We start from the raw sequence: 23232 nt of genomic DNA, 5'->3' as shown, positions 1-23232 counted from the left end.
ACGAGGTGATTCTATGAAAAAAGACACCGTATACGAAGTAAGAACATATTCAAGCACTTCCATCAGCAAGCTCTCCAAAAAGCTACTAAAGCATGTACTTATTGTGACCATAGGATTAGGTATGCTTTATCCATTGCTTTGGCTGTTTAGCTCCTCATTCAAGCCTAATACTGAAATATTTCAAAGCAATTCCTTCTTCCCTCAAACCTTCACATTAGACAACTATAAGCAGGGCTGGAGTGGTTTGTCCGGCGTCACGTTTGGCAAGTTTTTTGCGAACAGCTTTTTTATAGTCGCGATGTGTATTATCGGAAATGTCATCGCCTGCTCCATGGCGGCATTTGCATTTGCACGCTTGAAGTTTGCTCTTCGCAAAATGTGGTTTGCCATTATGCTGATCACAATGATGCTGCCCTTCCACGTCACGATCATACCGCAATATATTATTTTCAATTCTTTAGAGCTGGTGAACACCTATGTACCGTTAATCCTGCCTAAGTTTCTAGCTGTAGAGAGCTTCTTTATCTTTTTAATTGTTCAATTTATACGCTCGATTCCTGGAGAGCTCGATGAAGCTGTCAAAATCGATGGCTGCGGACCGTTTAAGCTATACATCTATCTCATCATGCCATTAGCACTGCCAGCTTTAGTAACGACAACGATCTTTACCTTTATCTGGACGTGGAATGATTTCTTCGGCCAGCTGCTCTATATTAGTGAAATTAACCTGTACACTGTGGCACTTGGATTACGCATGTTTTTAGATGCTATGGGTCAAAACTCTTGGGGCGCACTTTTTGCGATGTCCATATTATCACTTGTGCCGCTGTTTGCTATTTTCATATTTTTTCAACGCTACTTGATCGAAGGAATCGCTACGGGAGGACTAAAAGGATAAGAGAGAGATTAGGAGGTAGAGCCTTGACGAATCTTGGATTTCGAGTATTGCCTTTAAAAAGACGACCGTCACAGCATCTGATCAATGAATATAAAACGGTGGTTACACCTCATATCAGTGATAATTTGAACCGTATGTTTGCGATGAACGCTTATCTTCAGCCTTACCATAAACAAGGGAAGCTTGTCGGCCCAGCGATTACTGTACGAACACGTCCCGGTGATAATTTGATGGTTCATAAGGCGATCGACATGGCTAAGCAAGGTGATGTCATCGTCGTGGATGCAGCAGGAGATATGACCAATGCTATAGCAGGAGAGATTATGCTGCGTCTTGCGAAGAAAAAAGGCCTCAGTGGATTTGTAATTGATGGCAGCATACGTGATGTTATGGCGTTCCGAGAGGATACGTTCCCTGTTTATGCTAGAGGCGTTACCCATAGAGGTCCATACAAGGATGGGCCTGGTGAGATAAATACTCCGATTAGTGTAGGAGGGGCTATCGTGCACCCTGGAGATTTAATCGTTGGTGATGAAGACGGTGTCGTCGTTGTCCCGTTTGATGAGATTGATCATGTCCTGCAGCTCGTCAAGGCACAACAGATGAAGGAAGCGGAAATTATGCAGGCGATTGAGGAAGGTACCATTGATCGTAGCTGGATCGATCAAACATTGAAGCAAAAGGGATGTGATTATTGTGGTTACACCCCGAACGTATAATTGGAGGATGCTGCTTCAGTTTTGCAGCGAGCTGTTTATTCGAGCAGGCATATCCAAACAAGATGCTGATATTATTGCAGGCTCATTAGTCGAGGCAGATCTACGAGGTGTAGATTCACATGGTGTTGTACGTATGCCAATTTATCTAAAGCGTGTTGAAAAAGCGATGATCAATCCTCATGCGGAGATGAAGCTGGACATGGATCTTGGCCATATGTGCTTACTGGACGGGAGCAATCATTTCGGTGCGGTCATTGGACAACGGGCCTTGGAGCTAAGCGTAGAGAGGGCTAAGAAGCATGGCATCAGTTTAATTGGGGTGAAGCACTCCAATCATTTTGGTACTGGCGCATTTTATGTTCAGCAAGCTACAGCTGAAAATCTCGCCTTAATCGTCATGTCGAATGCTTCCCAAACGATGCCTCCAACTGGAGGAATCAGACCATTTATAGGCACGAATCCTATTGCTGTCGGTGTACCAACGAAGCATGATCCGCCTTATTTGCTAGATATGGCGACTAGTGTTGTTGCACGAGGGAAAATTATTGTTGCAGCACAAAAAAATGAAGCTATTCCTGAGGGGTGGGCAGTTGATAAAGAAGGAAATCCTACGACCGATCCGTTCGCCGCACTGGATGGGGCTGTATTGCCGCTTGGCGGGCCAAAAGGCTATGGCATTTCTATGTTCATAGACATTTTTAGCGGGGTGATGACAGGAGCCGGTTTTGGGAAAACCGTCAATAACATGTATGAGAACTGGAATGTACCTCAAAACGTAGGTCATATGTTTATTGCGATCGATATTGATCGGTTCATGCCAATTGAGCAATTCAAGGATCGAATGGACCAATACATTCAAGATATAAAAGGGGAGCCTAAAGCACCAGGCGTTTCAGAGATTTACATTCCCGGAGAGCTTGAATTCTATCGGAAGCAGAAGAGGATGAAGGAAGGCATTGTTTTATCAGATTCCTTAGTAAAGGAATTAAGTGAGATTGGTACGAGCTATGGTATTCACTTTGAAGAAGCTCAGGCAGGAGGATGAAGTGATGAAGCTAAGACAACAGGTAACCTATGAGATTCCAACAAGGATAGAATATGGGATTGGCAGCATTCGCAAGCTACCGAGCTTGATAGAGCAATTGCAAGGTTCAAAGGTACTCATTGTTAGTGATCCTGGCGTGCAGCGGGCAGGCGTTGTAGACCAAGTGAGTCAGTTGTTGGATCAAGCAAGGCTGCCCTATGTATTATTTACAGATATTAAAGCAGATCCTGATCTAACTTCCGTGGATGGCGGACTTGCACTCGCTAGGCAGGAAGGCTGCAATCTAGTGATTGGGATCGGCGGAGGAAGTGCGCTCGATATCTCTAAGGCGATAGGCATTATGCTAGCAAATTCAGGCCATATTCGTGATTATGTGGGCATCAATAAAGTTCCTAACCAAGGCGCTCCAGTTATCGCTATTCCTACGACTGCGGGAACAGGCAGTGAGGTCACGATATGGTCGGTATTGTCCGATCGAGAGCATAAAGTCAAGCTAAGTGTAGGAAGTACGTATAATTGCCCTGCCATCGCATTGCTCGATCCAGAGCTTACACATTCACTTCCTGCCAGTGTTACGGCAGCTACAGGAATGGACGCGCTCACACATGCGCTCGAATCCTATGTCAATAAGGCAACTCATCCGATCTCAGAAGCTCTCGCGATTCATGCGATGAAGCTCATTGCTAAAAGCTTGCGTACTGCAGTCGCTCAGGGCGATCATATTGAGGCTCGAGCCGATATGCTATATGCAAGCTTGCTTGCAGCAATGGCATTTAACTCCACTCGCTTAGGCTTGTCTCATGCATTAGCATTGCCGCTAGGCGCTCACTTTCATATCCCTCATGGTACAGTCAATGCGATGCTGCTGCCTGAGGTTATGGAGTTTAACCTTATTGGCAATCTGCCTAAATACGCTGAAATAGCAGCCATCTTTGGTGAGCGAACGGAGGGGTTGTCACAGCGTGAGGCAGCTATGAAATCGGTAGATGCGATTAGACGGCTGAAGGTGGATGTGGGGATTACACAGACACTGACAGATTATGGCGTACGCGAGGAGCACTTGACACTTATAGCGGATGCAGCGATGACCTCTGGGAATGTACTAGTAAATCCGCGAGGAGCAACTGTCGAGGATTTAAAAGCGATCTGCCGACAATTAATGGTGTAACCAAGGAGGGGGGAACCGCATGCTGGAATGGCTACAAAACCAAGGTGGAACATACCATAACTTTATTGATGGAGCATTTGTAGAGAGTCGTACCTCGTATACACCGATCTACAATGCTGCCAATGCGGAGCAATTGCTAGGTTATTTTCCAGACAGCTCGGAGCAGGAAGTTAACGAAGCTGTCGATGCAGCAGAACGAGGTTTATCTCGCATTGCCCAGCTCTCCATGACAGATCGATCACATATCATGCTGCGATTTGCTGAGCTTCTGTTAAGAGATCGTCAGGAGCTTGCTTATCGAATCGCGGCGGAGCAAGGAAAGGTGCTGTCTGAGGCGTTAGGAGAAGTGGACCGAGCGAGAAATGAAGCGATATTTGTTGCTACCGAGGCACTTCGTGTGCAGGGCTTGCATGTCCCTGCGGAACGGGCTGGAATGCACAATTATGTTCAACAAGTCCCGATAGGCGTGGTTGCTGCGATTGCGCCTTGGAATTTTCCAGTTGTGACACCTGTAAGAAAAATTGTACCTGCATTTATATATGGCTGCTCGGTCGTATTTAAGCCTGCTTCGTATACTCCATTTGCTGCTGCTAAACTGATGGAGCTATTTGCTGAAGCAAATGTTCCCAGCGGCGCGATTAATATGATCGTAGGCAGCGGTCGAATAATTGGTAAAGCTTTAGTAGCTCATCCTAAGGTTAGAGGAATAAGCTTTACAGGATCTACTGATCAAGGAATGAACATTCAGCAAGTCGCGGCAGCTCGACTCGCGAAAACACAGTTAGAATTAGGTGGGAAGAATGCAGCCATTGTGTTATCTGCTGATCATGTAGCCAAGATTGCTAAGCAAATTGTCAGCGCTGCCTTCGGTTGTACGGGACAGCGCTGTACAGCAATCAGCAGAGTGATTGTGCGATCATCTATAAAGCAGGAGCTAACTAGTGCAATCGTAGAAGAAGCTCAGAAGCTTAATATTGGTCCGGCGTGGAAAGAAAGTTCACAAATGGGGCCGCTTATCAATGCTCAGCATATGAAGTCTGTTTGCACACATATTAAGGGCGCTCTAGATGAAGGGGCAAGATTGTTAACAGGTGGTGGACGGATGACAGGTGGGCTGTATGACAAAGGGAACTACCTTGAGCCAACCATTTTCGATCATGTACAAAGTCAGATGAAGATTGCCACTGAAGAAGTATTTGGTCCCGTATTAACGATTCAAGAGGTAGACTCAGTAGAAGAGGCGATCGAGGTGGCGAATGCAACGAAATACGGCTTGGCGACATCCATATTCTCGACGATTCTCCAAGAAGCCTTCGCTGTTTCTAACGCGATTCAATCTGGGATGATTCATATTAATCATGGTACATCAAGCGCACATCATCTGCCATTTGGCGGTGTGAAGCAGTCAGGCTTTGGCGCTTTTTCTATAGGTTCAACCAATCAACAGTTTTACACGGAGCCAAAAGTAACGTACATTGAATATTAGATATACATTAGATCCGTCGAGTAATGAGATTGCTCGCTTGGTGCTTTGGTGGTGATTATATGAATATTGTTATTGCTCCGGACTCCTTTAAGGGGTCATTGTCCGCAATGGACATTTGCGAAATGATTGAGTCAGAAATTAAGCTGGATCATCCACAAGTGAATTGCATCAAGCTCCCATTAGCAGATGGAGGTGATGGAACGCTAGATGTACTGCTTCATTCAACAAAAGGCCGGAAGCTAACGTGCAGCGTATCCGATCCATTAGGCAGAACGATCGAAGCGTCCTACGGTGAGATCGATGAACAATCGGTATTTATCGAGATGGCTCAAGCATCTGGATTGCCATTACTAGAAGTTCATGAGCGTAATCCGTTGCAGGCCTCTACAAGAGGTACAGGAGAGATGATTGTTCATGCTATGGAAAGTGGATATCGAAACATCTACGTAGGACTAGGCGGCAGTGCTACTAACGATGGTGGAGTTGGTATGCTGGAGGCGCTAGGCATCTATTTGCGCTCGGAGCAGGGTGAACGACTGCCTGCACTTGTAACATCGCTGCAACAAGCAGCTACAATTGATGATAGTAAGCGTCATCCCTTATTAGATGAGACAACTTTCTTCATGGTAAGTGACGTCGACCATATACTGTGCGGTCCTCAAGGAGCAAGTTATATCTTTGGCCCACAGAAAGGCGCAGATACTGCAATGGTCGAACAGCTTGATCGGTGGCTGCAAAGCTTTGGAAAGCTACTGACTAGTAAATATCGCTACGAGCAGCTTGCGCAGCAAGCAGGGACAGGAGCAGCAGGTGGTCTTGGGGCTACCATGCTTGCAGTTTTGAAGGCGCAGCGAAAAAAAGGGATCGAATTTGTATTAGAAGCCTTGCAAGCAGATAACGCCTTTCGTGATGCAGACCTCATTATTACGGGAGAGGGCAAACTGGATCAGCAAACGCTGGGCGGTAAGGTGATTGCAGGGGTAAGTGAACGAGCTCAAAAGTATAATAAGCCTGTTATTGCGCTCTGTGGCAGCATTCAGCTCACGATGGAGGAGCTGAAGCAGCTCGGTTTGCTATCTGCATTTTCTATTGTACGGCAGCCATGCACTCTGGAGGATGCCGTTAATCATAGTGAAGAACTGTTGCGCTGGCAAATTCAACAAATCATTCGTACCTTTATGCATTCGAACGCTATGAAAGGATGAGGGTGCTAATGAAGCCACAAATTTATGTAACGAGGAAGATACCCGATCAGGCTCTCCAGCTGCTATTAGAGCATACTGACGTGCTAATGTGGGAGAATGAGGATGTGCCAGTTCCAAGAGACATACTTGAAGCGCATATCCGTCAAGTGGATGGGCTCTATTCCATGCTCACGGATACGATCGACGCTACGCTGCTCCAGCAAACAACTCGTCTAAAGGTCATTAGCAATATGGCCGTTGGCTATAACAATATTGATATTAACGCAGCCAATAAAAAAGGCATTACTGTGACCAATACTCCTGGGGTATTAACCGAAACGACAGCTGATTTAACGTTTGCTCTATTGATGGCGACAGCAAGAAGAATTGTTGAATCACAGCAGCTTGTTATGGCTGGGCAATGGAAAACTTGGTCACCTATGCTGCTAACTGGCCAAGATATATTTGGAGCAACGATCGGTATAATAGGGATGGGACGTATTGGTGAGGCTTTGGTTAAAAGAGCACAGGGCTTTCAGATGAACATTCAATATTATAATCGAACGAGAAAGCCAGAGCTGGAGCATCAGTATCGTATGACTTACACTGATCTACATACATTACTAGCTACATCCGATTTCGTCTGTATTATGACGCCGCTGACTCCAGAAACGAAGCATATGATTGGAATGGATGAGCTAAAACTGATGAAAAAAAGCGCAATTTTAATCAATACAGCACGTGGCGGAATAGTTGATGAGGCTGCATTGTATGAAGTGTTGAGTCAAGGTGGGATTTGGGGGGCTGGACTTGATGTATTTGAACAAGAACCAGTGCCTGTAGACCATCCACTTCTGTCATTGCCTAATGTTGTGGCTTTACCTCATATTGGCAGTGCGTCGATACAAACAAGAACGAAAATGGCCATTGTTGCCGCACAGCAGCTAATCAAGGTGCTACATGGTGAAAAAGCTGAGCATACAATTACTCTATGAAAGAACAATTGAATTTCGCTCCCAATTATTAGACAGATAAGTCTAATAATTGGGGTTCTTTATGGTTGAATACTATTCAATGTCAACATCTAATGAAAATACGGTAGCTAGATTCATCTCCATTCCTGTAAAATGAAGTGTGAAACTAATTTCTCTGCTTTATACTTTAATTGTTCAAAGGAGACGAATGCGATGTTATTAAACAAAGGCGATAAGTTATTGTTTATCGGGGATTCGATAACAGACTGTGAACGGAAACGACCAGAGGGCGAAGGTCTGTTTGGCGCATTAGGCAAAGGCTATGTCTCACTCGTTGACGCGCTGCTGCAGGCTGTCTATCCGGAATTAGGCATACGTGTTGTGAATAAAGGCTTGGGCGGCAATACCGTTCGGGATTTGAACGGAAGATGGCAAGAGGATGTGCTGAATCACCAGCCAGACTGGTTAGCTATTATGATCGGCATTAACGACGTATGGCGCCAATTCGATACTCCGTTCATTAAAGAGTGGCATGTGTATGCAGATGAGTATGAAACGACACTTCGTAAATTAGTAAGTGAGACGAAGCCTACCGTTAAAGGGCTTGTCCTTATGACACCATTTTATCTTGAGAGCAATGAGCAGGACGGCATGCGAGCTATGATGGATCAGTATGGCTCGATTGTACGGAAGATCGCTGAAGAAAATGATGTGATCTTTATTGATACACAAGCTGCGTTTAACGTAGTACTGGAAGAGCTGTACTCCGCGACATTAGCTTGGGATCGTGTTCATCCAACTGCAGCTGGACATATGGTGCTTGCTCGCGCCTTCTTGGATAACATTGGCTTTGAGTGGAAGCGTTAATAACATTGCAGCATTTTACATAAGATAGTGTCACTAAGCAGCACCTGTCTCGTCACGGTAGGTGCTGCTTATTATTTGTTTGCAATATTTCAAATTATGAGTAAAATAGTAAAAAACAATAAATCAAATATCGATGAATGGGATAGTACTTCAGTCGAACGGTTCAAGCGAGCTGGGTAGGTGGGAGCCAGTACAATAGACTGCAAGGAAGCGCACCCAGGAGATAATTTGCTGAACAGTTGAGTAGGCAAATTCGGTCAAGGACCGTTATCAAATAGAGTGGCGAATCATTTTGATTCGTATATTGAGTGGTACCACGGGAACTAAAGGCTCTCGTCTCAAAAAATGAGACGAGAGCCTTCGCTATTTTAAATAAAAAGGAGCATCGACCTATGGAAATGTATAAACGGATGATCGCAAGGTACATATCAGCATTATTAGATCAAGTGGGGGAAGAGGAAATTACGGCATTACTCGACTACCCTCAGCATGCGGCAATGGGCGATATATGCTTGCCGTGCTTTAAGCTAAGCAAGCTGTATCGGAAATCTCCTCAGCATATCGCTGAGCAATTGACCGAGCAGCTTTCATCAGACATGATCGAGCGTGTAGAGGCGGTCGCGGGTTATGTGAACATTTTTCTTAATAAAGGCAAACTGGCTAAGCAAATCATAGAGCAGATCCTCGGCCAAGCTGACAGCTACGGCTCACGCAATATCGGCCAAGGTAAAACAGTGGTTATTGATTTCTCCTCGCCTAATATTGCAAAACCGTTCCACATTGCGCATCTGCGCTCAACGGTCATTGGACATTCGTTGCATCGTATATTTTCATTTCTAGGCTACAGCAGTATCAGAATTAATCATCTTGGAGATTGGGGAACTCAGTTCGGCAAGCTGATCGTTGCTTATAAGCTATGGGGCGATGATGAACTCCTTGAAGAGCATGGAATAGATGAGCTATTGAAGCTGTATGTCAAATTCCACGAAAAGGCTGAGCAAGAAGTATCCCTTGAAGATGAAGCACGTCAATGGTTTGTAAGGATGGAGGCTGGAGATGAGGAGGCTTTGCAGCTCTGGCACCAATTTGTGAACATTTCCATTACTGAGTTCCAGCGCATCTATGACCTACTAGGAGTCGAGTTTGATTCCTATGCGGGTGAAAGCTTTTATAATGATAAGATGGAGCAGGTCGTATCTGAGCTGGAGCATAAACAGCTGCTTGAAAAAGACGAGGGCGCCTCACTTGTGCGACTAGATGCTTATCATATGCCCCCTGCTCTAATCCTAAAAAAAGACGGTAGTTCACTGTACCATACACGTGATATTGCAGCGGCGATTTATAGAAAATCAACTTACAACTTTGAAAAAGCGATCTATGTAACGGACTATGCTCAGAATCTGCACTTCCAGCAATGGTTTAAGGTTATTGAGCTAATGGGCTATGAGTGGCATAGGGATTTGCTTCATGTAGCATTTGGTCGCGTCAGCTTAGAGGGAATGGGTCTATCGACTAGGAAAGGAAATGTCATTAAGCTTGAGGATGTCCTTATGCAGGCGATTGCGAAAACGAAGGACATTATTGAAGCAAGAAACCCATCGCTGAACGATAAAGATAAGGTAGCTAAAGAGGTGGGGGTAGGTGCGATCATATTTAATGACTTAAGCTCAAGCTGTATAAAAGATATTGTATTCACCTGGGAGGACTCCCTTAATTTTGAAGGAGAAACAGGTCCGTATGTTCAATATGCACATGCACGGGCATGCAGCGTAATAAAGAAGGCAGCACAAAAGCTTGGTCAAGAAGTTGTTGCTACAGATGATGGATTAGCTACATTAACTGATGATGCATCGATTCAGGTCATCAAGCAATTGGCTCAGTTTACTGAAAAGATTGAACTGGCTATGCATAAGCTAGAACCTTCGATCGTTAGTCGATATGCGATTGATCTTGCTCAAAGCTTCAATCAATTTTATCATCATAATCCGATACTGAATGCACAGGATGAGGTTCGTCAAGCAAGGCTGGCCTTAGTGAAGGCTGTGCAAATCACCCTTCGCAATGCATTGTACCTCATCGGTCTTGCTGCACCAGAAGAAATGTAGAATGCGCCTGCCGTAATGACGGCAGGCGTTTATTTTAGTCAAAAAGCATCAGGTTAAGACAAATGGCATTTATTATATTCGAAATAATTACAAATTATTACATTTAATCATATAAGATCACTAGCCGAAATAACGAAATAATATATACAGAAATGTAACATACTGGTATAATCGATCTAGTTATCTAAGATCTTAAGGAGGTATCTTGATTGATGAATTTGAAGTTGAAAAAGGTATTATCTGTATTTATGATCTTATCTATGATCATTGCAGCAGGCTGTCAAGCAGTAGACGGTCTGAACTTGAATCAAGTCATTAAAAATATGACGAAGGTAAAATCAGCCGAAGGTACATATGAGTTTGAGTTCAAGCTAGCGCTGAATGAGGAAGAGATTGCAGAGCAAGTCGAACTAGAAGGTGAGGATGCTGAAGAGCTCCTTTCTCAGCTACGTAATTTTTCACAAATTAAGCTTGCCGTTGACCACTATAAGGTACAGGATGAAACGCATGCATCCATGAAAGGGACATTAACCTTCGGTGAGCATAATGCGATCGGCTTCGATCTACGTATGACAGATAAGCTGATGGTTATTAAGCTAGATGGAGCAAAGCAACCATTCTCTATTGATCTGACGGGCGAGCGTCAGCGCCTGCTTACTAATCACTACTATGAAACAGAGCTAGGCTTCAGCTACGAGGAGCTTTATGCAGATGAAGAATATTATATTGATGAAGAGCTTTATGGTGACGCAGAAGCTGAATATGCAGCTTATGGCGAAGAAATGATTGCAGCTATTCAGCAAATTTCTGAGCTGGTAACCGATTATAGCATTGGTCATCTGCCTAACATCGAGCGTCTTAAGGTCGAGCATACTACAGAGATGATTCGCGGAGAACAAGTTGCGTTGTTTAATCTACAAGGCGAACTTAAGGGCATGGAGCTTTGGAACTGGGCCAAAAAGCTTGTGAATGCACTAGCTAATGATAGAGAAGGTCTAGAGAAGCTGTTCAACGAAATATTTACGATTGTATCTGAGCATGAGGATAGCTTCGCTAATTTAGACCTATCGATGATCTCGCAAGGCTTCTATACAGGCAATTATGAATATACTGCAGCTGGTCCTTATGCCTATGTTGAAGAAGATTACGAAGAGCTAGACTTTGAGAATGAGGACATTATCGATGAATTTATTAGCATGGAGAATGAAGAAGCAGGCACAGACAGCGATGAGAGCACAGAGCCAGAAATGACACCTGAAGAAATCCAAGCTCAAGTTGTTGAAGAGCTCATCAATGCACTGCAAGAGCTGAAGCGTTCAATGAATGAGCTGGAGCAAGAGGACGGGGATACGCTTAAACAAGTGCTGAATGATTCTCTTTCTATTAAATTCAACTACGGAATTGATATGAGCTTAGATGTACGCAAGCAAGGCTTCTCCATTGAGTATCGAGTGGATCCAGCCCTGAAGGAAGAACAGGAGCTGTATGGCTTTGACGGATTTACCATTACGACAAATTCTCAAATGTGGAATGTTAATGGCGAGGTTAAAGCATTAGAGCCAGTAACGACGCTCAGCACCGTAAGTATAGAATCACTGCCATATCTGCAAGGCTATGAAGTTATTCGTTTATTTGAAGAGGATGCACTTATCTCAAATATATTGCGTAATCAGCTTCATATTACAGAGCAAACATACTGGAGCTTTGTTGATGAAGAGTCAGATTACGGTATGTACTTGACTAATAATAAACTGGCGATGATTCCTGCTCGCGAAATCATCGAGGAATTCGGCGGTAAGGTTTCATACGATAAAGTGAAGAACAGCATCGTGCTTTATGATGATGCGACGAACACAACGATCGAGATTCAAACAGGTAGCCGCGATGTTATTGTAAATGGTGTTGAAGCACAATGGGCAGCACCGGTGCAAGCACGCAACGGAATAACGTTTATTCCAGCACGTGATATGGCCAATGCTTTAGGTGCCGATATCAGTTGGTCCAACTCTGGCTATCTTGAAATTACGAGAGAACCTTAATGAATTAAAGGCATAATATTGAATGATACGTAATCTGAAAACCAATCAAGCTATCGAGCTTGGTTGGTTTTTTTATTTATTATGAAATCGATTCATAGATTAGTGAAACTAGCAATATAGTATAGTAAAGCAGCGATGATAGTACGCAGCAAAATTATATTAATCTATGAGGGATAGGTATGTTAAAGCTAGATTGTGAGAATACTAGCTACTAAATAAATGATTGAAGGAGGCGCTGTATTCTATGGAGTGGGTCGTATTTTGCAGTATTGCCTGTTGTATCGCTTTATTTATCTATAGAGAATGTGTCGTCCTTTATATTGCTCGAGCAAAAGCATCAGGAATAATGCTGGAATCATCAACGCTGCATCTTATTCGACACCATACCAATCGACGTATCCAGCGCCTAGATTATTGGTTATTGGCAGCTATTGCTGCAACGCTTCTGTTGTATATCTGGTGGATGGTTCTTCGCATCCATGAAAACCCCGGCATTCAGGAGCTGACGGTGCTGGAGGCAGGAATAGCACTGCTTTTGTACATTGTATTTCCTTCTCGTAATATAACTCATTTCATTACGGAGAAAGGTCTAGAGGAATCAGGGAAAACGACGGATTGGGATCGAATTTACGCGATATATATTTCGCATGAAGGTGCAGCGCGCAGAAGGCTGCTCGTGACCTTTAAAGGTAGGGCGGCTAATGTGGAAGGCTATATGTACGACAGAGATTTGAGTTGTCTAAAACAGCTTGCCGCTGCGCATCCAATTATGTTAAGAGAAATCTAGCGGCATTGCACTTGTTTCTAGTATCATTGCACTTGTTATTCATTTACGCGGTATGCTACAGTCATTTTAATAGAGGCATTATTATTATTGAATATAGACTTACATAAGACAGAGGATACAGAGCCGAATTGGGACGTGTGGCAGGAGATCATGCCTCGCTACCAGCAGACTGTTAGAGAGCTTGCCGAAAAATATCAAGCTATATTCGTGCCGTTGCAGCAGTTATTTAATGAAGCATGTGAAAGAGCAGAAGCAAGCTTCTGGATATATGATGGGGTGCATCCTACTGCTGCTGGCCATCAGCTTATCGCGGATCAATGGCTAGCCATCGTTAAACAGTATGACGAAGTGGCATGGTTCGAAGCTAGAAAGTAAACGTAGAAGAGAAATCGCAATCGCATTTATAACTCCTATCGTTCGGAGCATAATAAACAGAGGCAGAGTTGCTTAGGTACCTGTCTCTAATTTGTGTATGGAGGGAGAAAAGATGGAGTATCATCCATTACCGCTTGAGTTTTATAGCCAGTCCTCTCTACACGTAGCTGAGCAGCTTATCGGAAAGCTTCTAATTAAAGAGACGCAGGAAGGAATCGCTGCGGGATATATTGTTGAGACTGAAGCATATGCTGGTCCTGAGGATCAAGCGGCGCATAGCTACAACAATCGACGTACTCCACGGACCGAGGTAATGTTTGGTCCGGCTGGCTATATTTATACTTATCAAATGCATACACATTGTTTGGTCAATGTCGTTGCCGCTACAGTCGATATACCACAAGCTGTATTAATCCGAGGAGTAGAGCCTTTTATCGGAATTGACCTTATGAGGCGCAGAAGAGGTGAATCTAAACCAGATCGAGAGCTGACTAACGGTCCTGGGAAGCTGTGCAAGGCGCTTGGTATTACAATGAATGATTACGGGCATTGTGTCACTGAACGTCCGCTATGGATAAGTGAAGGTAAAACATTTACAGAGATCACTACTGGCCCGAGAATCGGTATTCCTAATAGTGGTGAAGCAAAGGATTATCCATGGAGATTTTACGTTAGCGGACATCCGAACGTATCACGAGGGTAATCCCATTGGCGAGCAGCTGTATTCGTGCTACCATAAGTATATAAGGTAGTTATTGATATAGAAAAATAGGTGAGGTGTGGAGCTTGGCATATAACTTTGATGAATTAATAGAACGACGTAATACTCGTTCCTACAAATGGGATCAAGTAAAAACGTTGTTCGGCGATGAAGATATTCTTCCGCTATGGGTAGCAGATATGGATTTTTACAGCCCGCCAGCTGTTAGAAAGGTCATTCAAGAAAGAGCAGAGATCGGTATTTTCGGTTACAGCTTTAGAACACCAAGCTATTTGGAATCCATCACAAATTGGTTTAAGCGACGTCATCAATGGACCATTAAAAGTGATTGGATTGTAGATGTGCCCAGCGTAGTAACGACGTTGAGCTTATCGATTGATCTGTTCACCGAGAAGGGCGATTCCGTTGTCATCCAATCGCCTGTATACTATCCGTTTTATGATGTGATTAAAGGCAATGGACGTAAAATCGAGCGTAATCCTCTTCAAATGATAAATGGAAGATATGAGATGGATTTTGCTCACCTAGAAACCCTGTTCGCAGCAGGAGCGAAAATGATGCTGCTATGCAATCCACACAACCCGGGGGGGCGCGTCTGGGAGCGAGAAACGCTGGAGCGTTTGGCTCAGCTGGCACTCCAATACAATGTCATCATCGTATCTGACGAAATTCATTGTGATTTAACTTTCCCAGAACATCCGTATACACCATTTGCATCATTATCTGAGGAAGTAGCCAATATTACGGTGACTGCACTTGCTGCGACGAAAACCTTTAACCTACCAGGTTTACATACTTCATTTGCAGTTATCTCTAATCCAAGTATGCGCGCCATTTTCGATCAACGCGTAAAGGTGCTGAGCATTCATATGGCTAGTCACTTTGCTCAGGATGCCGTTCAAGCAGCCTATAATGAAAGTGAACAGTGGCTGGAGGACATGCTTGTCTATGTGAAAGGGAATATGGATTATGCTGTTGCTTATCTGGCAGAGCATGCACCGGCCATTAAGCCTCTACTATCTGAAGGTACTTATCTGCTGTGGCTAGATTGTCGTGCGATTAGCGAGGAGCCAGCTGTACTGAAGGAATTAATGCATAAGAAAGCAAAGGTCGCTTTCAATGAAGGCTCGATGTTCGGAGTGGAAGGTGCTGGGTGGCTGCGTGTGAATATGGCATGCCCACGCTCAATACTAGAACAGGCGCTTAAGCAGTTTGCTGACGCCATTAAGGGATAGATAGGTAACAACAACATATAAGGCTGGATGGAATCTCTCCAGTCCACGTTCAATCGTAGAACGTGGACTGGAGAGATTTTTTTGTGGAATATGTCTAAATTGTGTCGGCATCATATCATTTGCAAATTAGTGACATTTAAAAAAGTGTGCTCCTCGTCACTCTTAATCCATCGCATATGACGTATTGTATTAAGCAAGGGATACGATTCTATTTATTTTGAAAAGCAGAAATTACTTTTTAGGAGGAAAATACATTGGAAAACTATACAGCTACAATTAATGCTACGGAATACCCGCCGCACCTTAAGCACAAAGTTATTTTTGAAACCTTCAACAAGCTAAATGCTGGTGAAGCGATGCTGCTTATTAACGACCATGATCCGAAGCCGTTACGCTTTCAATTTGAGTCGATGTATGAGGGGCAATATGACTGGGAGTATGTACAGCAAGGACCTACCTTGTTCCAAGTGAAAATTAGTAAGCAATAATATGGATGGGAGTGTGGCATAATGGCTGCTGTTGAAATTATTGATGAGAAAACAATAAAGATCAAAGTTACGGTCGACGATGCCATTACTATGGTTAAGGAGGCAGCTCATCATCTTGATGAATATGCCTCTGAAATCATCACGATTTATAATAAAATGCCAGAGTTTGACTATACGTATTTTTGCTTTTATGCCTATAACAGCGCAAAGCTATTCGAAAAGATGCTGAGCATTGACCCAAAGGAGTATTTGTCCTTTTCTTTAGATGCACCAGACGGTTTTTTCTATGCTTTGTATGGTGGAATGTGTGGTCTATATGATCAGGCAAAGAAATTAGTCTCTTGATAGCTGAGGGGGCATTCAGATGAATAGATGATGCAACCCCCTACTCAAGGAAGTCTACGATCTGAGCTAGGTATAAACGTTGTAGATCTAGAACTCATCAGCGTATATTTGTAAGAACGGTCCTTCCTTTTCATGCGAGAAGCATGTTATTAGGAAGGACTTTTTTATTGCCATCGTCACGAATAGGGAAATCTCCGTAGAGAAAAGGGAATGCCCTAATATAAAGTGTCGCTTCTTCACTTCATAATAAAAAACAACACATGAATAACATTTGATCCCCTCAAATTTATTACATTGTTGATCGTTCAACGAAGGAGTGATGGCGTCACATGAAAAGAAAATTCGGCCTGAAGTTCTTTAAGCCTAAAGAAAACTACTCTAATAACTGGTCTACCCTTGAGGAAAAAAATAGAGATTGGGAAAATATGTACCGTAATCGTTGGTCGCACGATAAGGTTGTACGCACGACACATGGTGTGAATTGCACCGGCTCATGCAGCTGGAAAGTGTTCGTGAAGAACGGCATTATTACGTGGGAAAACCAGCAAATAGATTATCCATCGTGCGGACCGGATATGCCTGAGTTTGAACCACGAGGCTGTCCACGCGGTGCGTCATTCTCTTGGTATGAATATAGTCCGCTGCGTGTGAAGTATCCTTATGTCCGCGGACATTTGTGGCGTATGTGGAAGGAAGCCTTGACGAAAACAAGTAATCCGCTTGAGGCTTGGGGCAGCATCGTTGAAGATCCAGAAAAAGCAAAGCTTTATAAGCAGGCTCGTGGTAAGGGTGGACATGTCCGTGTTTCTTGGCAGGAGGTCGTGCAGCTTATTTCCGCGCAGCTCCTATATACCATTAAAACATACGGGCCAGATCGAATCGCAGGCTTTACACCGATTCCAGCTATGTCAATGATCAGCTATGCTTCTGGCGCACGTTTCATCTCATTATTAGGTGGCGAAATGCTTAGCTTCTACGATTGGTACGCAGACTTACCGCCAGCCTCTCCACAAATTTGGGGCGAGCAAACAGACGTACCTGAGTCATCCGATTGGTACAATGCAAGCTACTTGATGATGTGGGGCTCTAACGTTCCGCTTACACGTACACCGGATGCGCACTTTATGACAGAGGTTCGCTATAAAGGGACGAAGGTTGTCTCCATTGCACCTGACCATGCTGAAAATGTAAAGTTTGCAGACAATTGGCTGGCTCCGAATCCAGGTACAGATGCTGCGCTTGCACAAGCAATGACGCATGTTATCTTGGACGAATTTTATGTGAAGCGTGAGGAAGAGATGTTCCTTAACTACGCGAAGCAGTATACTGACCTGCCCTTTCTCATTATGCTCGATGAGCATGAGGCTTCATTAAAAGCAGGAAGATTTTTGCGAGCGAGTGACCTAGGTCACTCCACTGAGCATGCGGAGTGGAAGCCGGTTATCGTTGATGAGCTAAGCGGCGAGCTGCTTGTACCTAACGGAACCCTTGGGCAGCGTTGGGAAAAGGATACGAAGTGGAATCTGAAGCTTGAGCGCGAGGATGGCTCACGGATTGAACCAGCTTTAACTATGGAATCGCAGCAAAGTGAATGGGTTGATATCGTGTTCCCTTACTTCGATCAAGCAGGGAAAGGTACCTTTGTTCGATCAATCCCAGTTCGTAACATTACGTTAGCTGATGGCAGTGTGCAGCGTGTAGCGACCGTATACGATCTGATGCTTAGCCAATATGGCGTACAGCGCCCAGGCTGCAAGCATGCAGCGAAGGACTATGATGATGCAAGCTCACATTATACACCAGCTTGGCAAGAAAAAATTACAGGCGTGAAGGGCTCACTAGTCGTACAAATCGCTAGAGAGTTTGCTCAAAATGCAATCGATACTGGCGGTAAATCAATGATTATTATGGGCGCTGGCATCAATCACTGGTTTAATAGTGACACAATCTATCGCTCCATCTTGAATCTCGTTATTTTAACGGCATCACAAGGTGTCAACGGCGGCGGCTGGGCGCACTATGTCGGCCAGGAGAAATGCCGTCCAATTGAAGGCTGGAGTACCGTTGCCTTTGCCAAGGACTGGCAAGCAACTTCTCGACAGCAAAATGCAACCTCATTCTTCTATTTTGCAACGGATCAATGGAAATACGAAGAAATGAATAATGAATCTTTAAAATCACCTACTGCAGGTGATATATCGTATAGCCATCCAGCGGACTATAATGTGCTGGCAGCTCGCCTAGGCTGGCTTCCTTCTTATCCGCAGTTCGATAAGAGCAGTCTTTCCTTTGCTGAGGAAGCGAAGCAAAAAGGGAAAGAGGACAATAGCGATATCATTCAAGAAGCATATGAGCAAGTCGTTAATGGCAAAACAAAATTTGCGATCGAGGATCCAGATGCTCCAGAAAACTATCCGAGAAGCTTATTTGTATGGCGATCGAATTTAATATCCAGCTCAGCAAAAGGGCAGGAGTATTTCATGAAGCACTTGCTAGGCACAAGCAATGGTTTGTTATCTACGCCGAATGAAGAGGAGAAGCCAGAGGAAATCGTATGGCGTGATGATGTAGAAGGGAAGCTTGATTTGCTTGTTGCACTTGACTTCCGTATGACTGCGACGCCGATGTACGCGGATGTCGTGCTTCCAGCAGCAACCTGGTATGAAAAGACGGACTTGTCATCAACAGATATGCATCCATTCGTTCATCCATTCAATCCAGCAATTGATCCGCTATGGGAATCAAGATCAGATTGGGACATTTACCGCACGTTGGCACAGACGCTATCAGAAATGGCTAAGGACTATATGCCCGGTGTATACAAGGACCTGGTTGCAACTCCGCTTGGACATGATACACCAAGTGAAATTGCTCAGCCGCTTGGGAAGGTCAAGGACTGGAAAAAAGGAGAGATTAAAGCAGAGCTCGGCAAGACGATGCCTAACTTTACAATCGTCGAGCGCGATTATACTCAAATATACAATAAATATGTAACGCTCGGCCCGAACCTTTCAACTGGTAAGGTAGGCGCACACGGCGTAAGCTTCTCGGTTAGTGAAGAATATGAGGAGCTGAAGAAGATCAACGGTAAGTACGTTGACGATACGATTAAAGCTGGTTTACCGAAGCTGCATACTGCTAGACATGCTGCTAATGCCATCTTGCACCTTTCATCTGCAACAAACGGTAAAGTATCGCAGCGTGCTTGGGAATCGGAGGAGCATCACACAGGTGTTGAGTTAAAGGATATATCTGCTGATCGTGCAGCGGAACGAATTACGTTCCAAAGCATAACGGCTCAGCCAAGAGAAGTGATTCCTACGCCTGTATTTAGTGGCTCGAACAAATCTGGCAATCGGTACTCTCCATTTACAACCAATATTGAGCGTCTTGTACCGTTCAGAACGTTGACAGGACGTCAGCATTTTTATCTCGATCATGAGATCTTCCTGCAGTACGGAGAGTCACTACCAATCTATAAGCCGACTTTGCCTCCAATGGTGTTCGGCACACGGGACAAAAAGATAACAGGTGGCAGCAACGATACACTTGTACTTCGTTATTTGACGCCGCACGGGAAGTGGAATATTCATAGCACGTATCAGGATAACTTGCACATGCTGACTTTATTCCGCGGAGGACCGACTGTATGGATGAGCAATGAGGATGCAGCTCCATACGGGATTGAAGACAACGATTGGGTTGAAGTTTACAACCGCAATGGTGTTGTAACGGCAAGAGCGGTTGTCAGCCATCGTATGCCTAAAGGGACACTGTTTATGTACCACGCTCAGGATAAGCATATTCAAGTTCCTGGTTCAGAGATTACGAATGAACGAGGCGGCAGCCACAATGCACCAACGAGAATCCATTTGAAGCCGACACAGCTAGTTGGCGGTTATGCACAGCTAAGCTATGGATTCAACTACTACGGACCGATCGGCAACCAGCGTGACGTATATGTAGCCGTTCGTAAAATGAAGGAGGTCAACTGGCTTGAAGATTAAAGCGCAAATAGCAATGGTGATGAACCTTGACAAATGTATCGGCTGCCATACGTGCAGCGTAACTTGTAAGAGCACGTGGACCAATCGCGAAGGCGCAGAGTATATCTGGTTTAACAATGTCGAGACCAAGCCAGGCATCGGCTACCCTAAGCGCTGGGAGGATCAAGAGCATTACAAGGGCGGCTGGACGCTGCGTAAAGGTAAGCTAGAGCTTAAATCAGGCAGCAAGCTGTCCAAAATCGCACTCGGAAAAATCTTTAACAACCCAGATATGCCAGAAATGAAGGATTACTATGAGCCTTGGAATTATGACTATGAAAAGCTAACAACATCAGGTGAGAAAAAGCATCAGCCCGTCGCACGTGCGAAGTCATCGATTTCAGGTGAACATATGGACTTGAATTGGGGACCAAACTGGGAAGATGATCTTGCCGGTGGTCATATTACCGGACCGAAGGACCCTAATATCGAAAAGATTGAGGAAGAGATCAAATTTAACTTTGAGAAGTCATTCATGATGTATTTGCCACGCTTATGCGAGCATTGCTTAAACCCAAGCTGCGTAGCATCGTGCCCATCTGGCGCGATCTACAAGCGTGACGAGGATGGCATCGTGCTTGTCGATCAGGAGGCTTGTCGCGGCTGGCGTTATTGTATGACAGGCTGTCCGTATAAGAAAGTGTATTTCAACTGGAAAACAAATAAAGCTGAAAAATGCACATTCTGCTTCCCGAGAATTGAAGCGGGCTTGCCAACGGTTTGCTCAGAAACATGCACCGGTCGTATTCGCTATCTAGGTGTGCTGCTGTACGATGCAGATAAAGTAATGGATGCTGCATCGACGCTAAATGAACAGGAGCTGTACCAAGCGCAGCTAGATTTATTTCTTGATCCCAATGATCCGAAAGTGATCGAGCAAGCGCGCATAGACGGCATTAGTGAGGAATGGATTGAAGCAGCACAGCAATCACCAGTATACAAGCTAGCGATTGAGTATAAGCTAGCATTCCCATTACATCCTGAATATCGTACATTGCCGATGGTATGGTATGTACCACCGCTTAGCCCGATTATGAGTCATTTTGAAGGTAAGGATTCGATTCAAAATCCGGATATGATCTTCCCGGCAATTGAAGAGATGAGAACGCCAATTCAATACTTAGCGAATATGCTCACTGCAGGCGACACGAAGACTGTCAAGGAAGCACTTCAACGAATGGCAATGATGCGCTCCTTTATGCGTGCCAAATTTACAAAGCATCCATTCGAAGATTCTAAGCTTGCAAGAGTTGGCCTAAACGCTTATCAGATGGAAGAGATGTACCGATTGCTCGCGATTGCAAAGTATGAGGATCGCTTCGTAATTCCAACATCGCATAAAGAAGGCTATATGGATACGTATCGTGCGCAAGGCTCAGAAGGCTTCGGAATGGATTGTAATGGGTGTGGTCCTGTATCACCAAGCATGGAAATGAAAAGTGGTAAGGACCTGTACAAAGAGAACTTCTATGGAGGGATCTGGCGTGATTGATCTAAAAAAGCTTGCAGAGCATAGAAGCTCATTTGGATTTTTTGCTGAGCAACTTGCCTATCCTGATAAACGAACCTTTTCCAATATGGACCAAGAAGGAGACTTCCCAGCTCAAGTATCCGAGCTGATCGCAGACTATTGGGAGACTATGAAGCAATTAAGCTTAGATGAGATTCAAGAGCGATACGTAGAGACCTTTGACTTTCAGAAGGACTCCACACTTTATATGACCTATGTCAAATTCGAAGATGCTAAGGAAAGAGGGCAAATGCTAGAGCTGCTAAAATCTAGCTATGAGCTAAACGGAATGGAGATTGCGGATAATGAGCTTCCTGATTATTTGCCATTGATGTGCGAGTTCATCTATGCCGCGAACTGGGAAGACAGCCAGGAGCATGAATGGTTTCAAACGATGCTCGCAGTAATGGAGGATGGAAGCTATGCGCTGCTTCAAGCGCTGCAAAAGCAAGAGAGTCCCTATGCCTATTTAATAAAAGCATTTCGTGAAACCTTCAAGCTATGTCTTCAGCAGGAGGTAGATACTCATGAGCATGCTTAATCAGTTCACGTGGGTCATTCTGCCCTACTTATGCTTAGTTGTATTTATTGTCGGGCTCATCTATCGATACCGTTATGATCAGTTTGGCTGGACAGCCAAGTCAAGTGAGTTTATTGAGAAGAAGCATCTTGTGATCGGGAATTGGCTTTTCCATATTGGCATAGTGCCCGTGTTTTTCGGGCATGTTGCTGGCTTAGGCATTCCTAAGACATGGATGAATGCGCTTGGCGTTAGCGATCATTTATATCATATCGGTGCGATCTACATTGGTAGCTTATTTGGCTTTATGACATTAGCGGGGATGCTTATATTAACGGCGCGCCGCTTCGCAATAAAGACGGTACGCAAATTAAGCTCAGCATCCGATTTATTCGTTAATGTTATGCTGCTAGCGATTGTGTTTATGGGGATGTATTCTACGCTTGTAACGAATTATGTTATACCAGAATTCGATTATCGTGATTCGATCTCAGTCTGGATCAGAGGTTTATTTATGTTTACACCTGATGCATCCTTAATGACGAATGTGCCGCTTTCCTTTAAAATTCATATATTACTTGGCTTTTTTATCTTTGCCTTATGTCCATTTACCCGTCTTGTTCATATCTTTAGCGTTCCCTTGAATTATGTACAGAGAAGCTCTATTCTATATAGAAAGCATAGATCTACTGGCCATAAGAACTAAGGTTTCTGTTAGGA

20 protein-coding genes and 1 other annotated feature are annotated in these 23232 nt (G+C 44.2%); all 20 genes read left to right on the top strand.

From position 1 onward, the window contains the following. The first annotated feature begins 13 nt into the window (after window positions 1–13). Window positions 14–898, top strand: coding sequence for a carbohydrate ABC transporter permease (locus M3180_RS14725; RefSeq protein WP_251668800.1), 885 nt, complete (start codon window positions 14–16; stop codon window positions 896–898). A 23-nt stretch (window positions 899–921) separates the two neighbouring features. Then, window positions 922–1617, top strand: coding sequence for an RraA family protein (locus M3180_RS14720; RefSeq protein WP_251668798.1), 696 nt, complete (start codon window positions 922–924; stop codon window positions 1615–1617). Next, complete coding sequence (locus tag M3180_RS14715; protein ID WP_251668796.1) at window positions 1595–2662, top strand: Ldh family oxidoreductase; 1068 nt, start codon at window positions 1595–1597, stop codon at window positions 2660–2662. Before M3180_RS14720 ends, M3180_RS14715 begins: the two co-directional genes overlap by 23 nt. Before the next feature lie 4 nt (window positions 2663–2666). Continuing rightward, on the top strand, window positions 2667–3830 hold the full coding sequence (locus M3180_RS14710; protein WP_251668794.1) for an iron-containing alcohol dehydrogenase: 1164 nt from the start codon (window positions 2667–2669) through the stop codon (window positions 3828–3830). 19 nt (window positions 3831–3849) lie between these two features. After that, window positions 3850–5316 carry an aldehyde dehydrogenase family protein gene (locus tag M3180_RS14705; RefSeq protein WP_251668792.1) on the top strand — a complete coding sequence of 489 codons (1467 nt, stop codon included), beginning with the start codon at window positions 3850–3852 and terminating at the stop codon, window positions 5314–5316. A gap of 59 nt (window positions 5317–5375) precedes the next feature. Continuing rightward, the gene (locus M3180_RS14700; protein WP_251668790.1) at window positions 5376–6521 is read left to right on the top strand and encodes a glycerate kinase; all 1146 of its coding nucleotides are present in this window, start codon (window positions 5376–5378) and stop codon (window positions 6519–6521) included. 8 nt (window positions 6522–6529) lie between these two features. Then, complete coding sequence (locus M3180_RS14695; RefSeq protein WP_251668788.1) at window positions 6530–7495, top strand: 2-hydroxyacid dehydrogenase; 966 nt, start codon at window positions 6530–6532, stop codon at window positions 7493–7495. A 192-nt stretch (window positions 7496–7687) separates the two neighbouring features. Continuing rightward, window positions 7688–8341 (top strand): SGNH/GDSL hydrolase family protein, encoded by a 654-nt coding sequence (locus M3180_RS14690; protein WP_251668786.1) that lies wholly within the window; start codon window positions 7688–7690, stop codon window positions 8339–8341. A 124-nt stretch (window positions 8342–8465) separates the two neighbouring features. Next, window positions 8466–8685 (top strand) — a binding site (T-box leader). Between the two features lie 48 nt (window positions 8686–8733). Beyond that, the gene (gene argS, locus M3180_RS14685) at window positions 8734–10446 is read left to right on the top strand and encodes an arginine--tRNA ligase (protein ID WP_251668784.1); all 1713 of its coding nucleotides are present in this window, start codon (window positions 8734–8736) and stop codon (window positions 10444–10446) included. A gap of 212 nt (window positions 10447–10658) precedes the next feature. Then, window positions 10659–12485, top strand: a complete 1827-nt coding sequence (locus M3180_RS14680) for a copper amine oxidase N-terminal domain-containing protein (RefSeq protein ID WP_251669052.1) — start codon at window positions 10659–10661, stop codon at window positions 12483–12485. Between the two features lie 244 nt (window positions 12486–12729). After that, complete coding sequence (locus tag M3180_RS14675; RefSeq protein WP_251668782.1) at window positions 12730–13272, top strand: hypothetical protein; 543 nt, start codon at window positions 12730–12732, stop codon at window positions 13270–13272. Window positions 13273–13359: 87 nt separating this feature from the next. Next, window positions 13360–13647 (top strand): SGNH/GDSL hydrolase family protein, encoded by a 288-nt coding sequence (locus M3180_RS14670; RefSeq protein WP_251668780.1) that lies wholly within the window; start codon window positions 13360–13362, stop codon window positions 13645–13647. A gap of 112 nt (window positions 13648–13759) precedes the next feature. After that, entirely contained in the window at window positions 13760–14350 is a 591-nt protein-coding gene (locus M3180_RS14665) for a DNA-3-methyladenine glycosylase (RefSeq protein ID WP_251668778.1), read from the top strand. Between the two features lie 83 nt (window positions 14351–14433). Continuing rightward, window positions 14434–15603, top strand: coding sequence for a MalY/PatB family protein (locus tag M3180_RS14660; protein WP_251668776.1), 1170 nt, complete (start codon window positions 14434–14436; stop codon window positions 15601–15603). Between the two features lie 254 nt (window positions 15604–15857). After that, window positions 15858–16091: a DUF2249 domain-containing protein gene (locus tag M3180_RS14655; protein WP_251668774.1), complete on the top strand. Its 234-nt coding sequence runs from the start codon at window positions 15858–15860 to the stop codon at window positions 16089–16091. A 21-nt stretch (window positions 16092–16112) separates the two neighbouring features. Further along, entirely contained in the window at window positions 16113–16436 is a 324-nt protein-coding gene (locus tag M3180_RS14650) for a hypothetical protein (RefSeq protein ID WP_251668772.1), read from the top strand. A 329-nt stretch (window positions 16437–16765) separates the two neighbouring features. Then, entirely contained in the window at window positions 16766–20443 is a 3678-nt protein-coding gene (locus M3180_RS14645) for a nitrate reductase subunit alpha (protein ID WP_251668770.1), read from the top strand. After that, the gene (narH, locus tag M3180_RS14640; protein ID WP_251668769.1) at window positions 20433–21974 is read left to right on the top strand and encodes a nitrate reductase subunit beta; all 1542 of its coding nucleotides are present in this window, start codon (window positions 20433–20435) and stop codon (window positions 21972–21974) included. The genes M3180_RS14645 and narH overlap by 11 nt, the downstream gene beginning before the upstream one ends. Then, a complete protein-coding gene (gene narJ, locus M3180_RS14635) occupies window positions 21967–22533 on the top strand; it encodes a nitrate reductase molybdenum cofactor assembly chaperone (protein ID WP_251668766.1) in 567 nt (188 codons plus the stop codon). The genes narH and narJ overlap by 8 nt, the downstream gene beginning before the upstream one ends. Further along, entirely contained in the window at window positions 22520–23218 is a 699-nt protein-coding gene (narI, locus tag M3180_RS14630) for a respiratory nitrate reductase subunit gamma (RefSeq protein WP_251668764.1), read from the top strand. The genes narJ and narI overlap by 14 nt, the downstream gene beginning before the upstream one ends. The last annotated feature ends 14 nt before the right edge of the window (window positions 23219–23232 follow it).

Source organism: Paenibacillus camelliae, assembly GCF_023715345.1.
GTDB lineage: Bacteria > Bacillota > Bacilli > Paenibacillales > Paenibacillaceae > Pristimantibacillus > Pristimantibacillus camelliae.
The sequence above is the reverse complement of the archived record's forward strand: the minus strand, read 5'-3'. Positions and strand labels throughout refer to the sequence as shown.

Coding starts and splice junctions, on each gene's coding strand:
- M3180_RS14700 (WP_251668790.1), top strand. CDS start 5,376: ATGAATATTGTTATTGCTCCGGACTCCTTTAAGGGGTCATTGTCCGCA.
- M3180_RS14650 (WP_251668772.1), top strand. CDS start 16,113: ATGGCTGCTGTTGAAATTATTGATGAGAAAACAATAAAGATCAAAGTT.
- M3180_RS14710 (WP_251668794.1), top strand. CDS start 2,667: ATGAAGCTAAGACAACAGGTAACCTATGAGATTCCAACAAGGATAGAA.
- narI (WP_251668764.1), top strand. CDS start 22,520: ATGAGCATGCTTAATCAGTTCACGTGGGTCATTCTGCCCTACTTATGC.
- M3180_RS14680 (WP_251669052.1), top strand. CDS start 10,659: ATGAATTTGAAGTTGAAAAAGGTATTATCTGTATTTATGATCTTATCT.
- M3180_RS14675 (WP_251668782.1), top strand. CDS start 12,730: ATGGAGTGGGTCGTATTTTGCAGTATTGCCTGTTGTATCGCTTTATTT.
- M3180_RS14725 (WP_251668800.1), top strand. CDS start 14: ATGAAAAAAGACACCGTATACGAAGTAAGAACATATTCAAGCACTTCC.
- M3180_RS14645 (WP_251668770.1), top strand. CDS start 16,766: ATGAAAAGAAAATTCGGCCTGAAGTTCTTTAAGCCTAAAGAAAACTAC.
- M3180_RS14690 (WP_251668786.1), top strand. CDS start 7,688: ATGTTATTAAACAAAGGCGATAAGTTATTGTTTATCGGGGATTCGATA.
- argS (WP_251668784.1), top strand. CDS start 8,734: ATGGAAATGTATAAACGGATGATCGCAAGGTACATATCAGCATTATTA.
- M3180_RS14705 (WP_251668792.1), top strand. CDS start 3,850: ATGCTGGAATGGCTACAAAACCAAGGTGGAACATACCATAACTTTATT.
- M3180_RS14695 (WP_251668788.1), top strand. CDS start 6,530: ATGAAGCCACAAATTTATGTAACGAGGAAGATACCCGATCAGGCTCTC.
- M3180_RS14665 (WP_251668778.1), top strand. CDS start 13,760: ATGGAGTATCATCCATTACCGCTTGAGTTTTATAGCCAGTCCTCTCTA.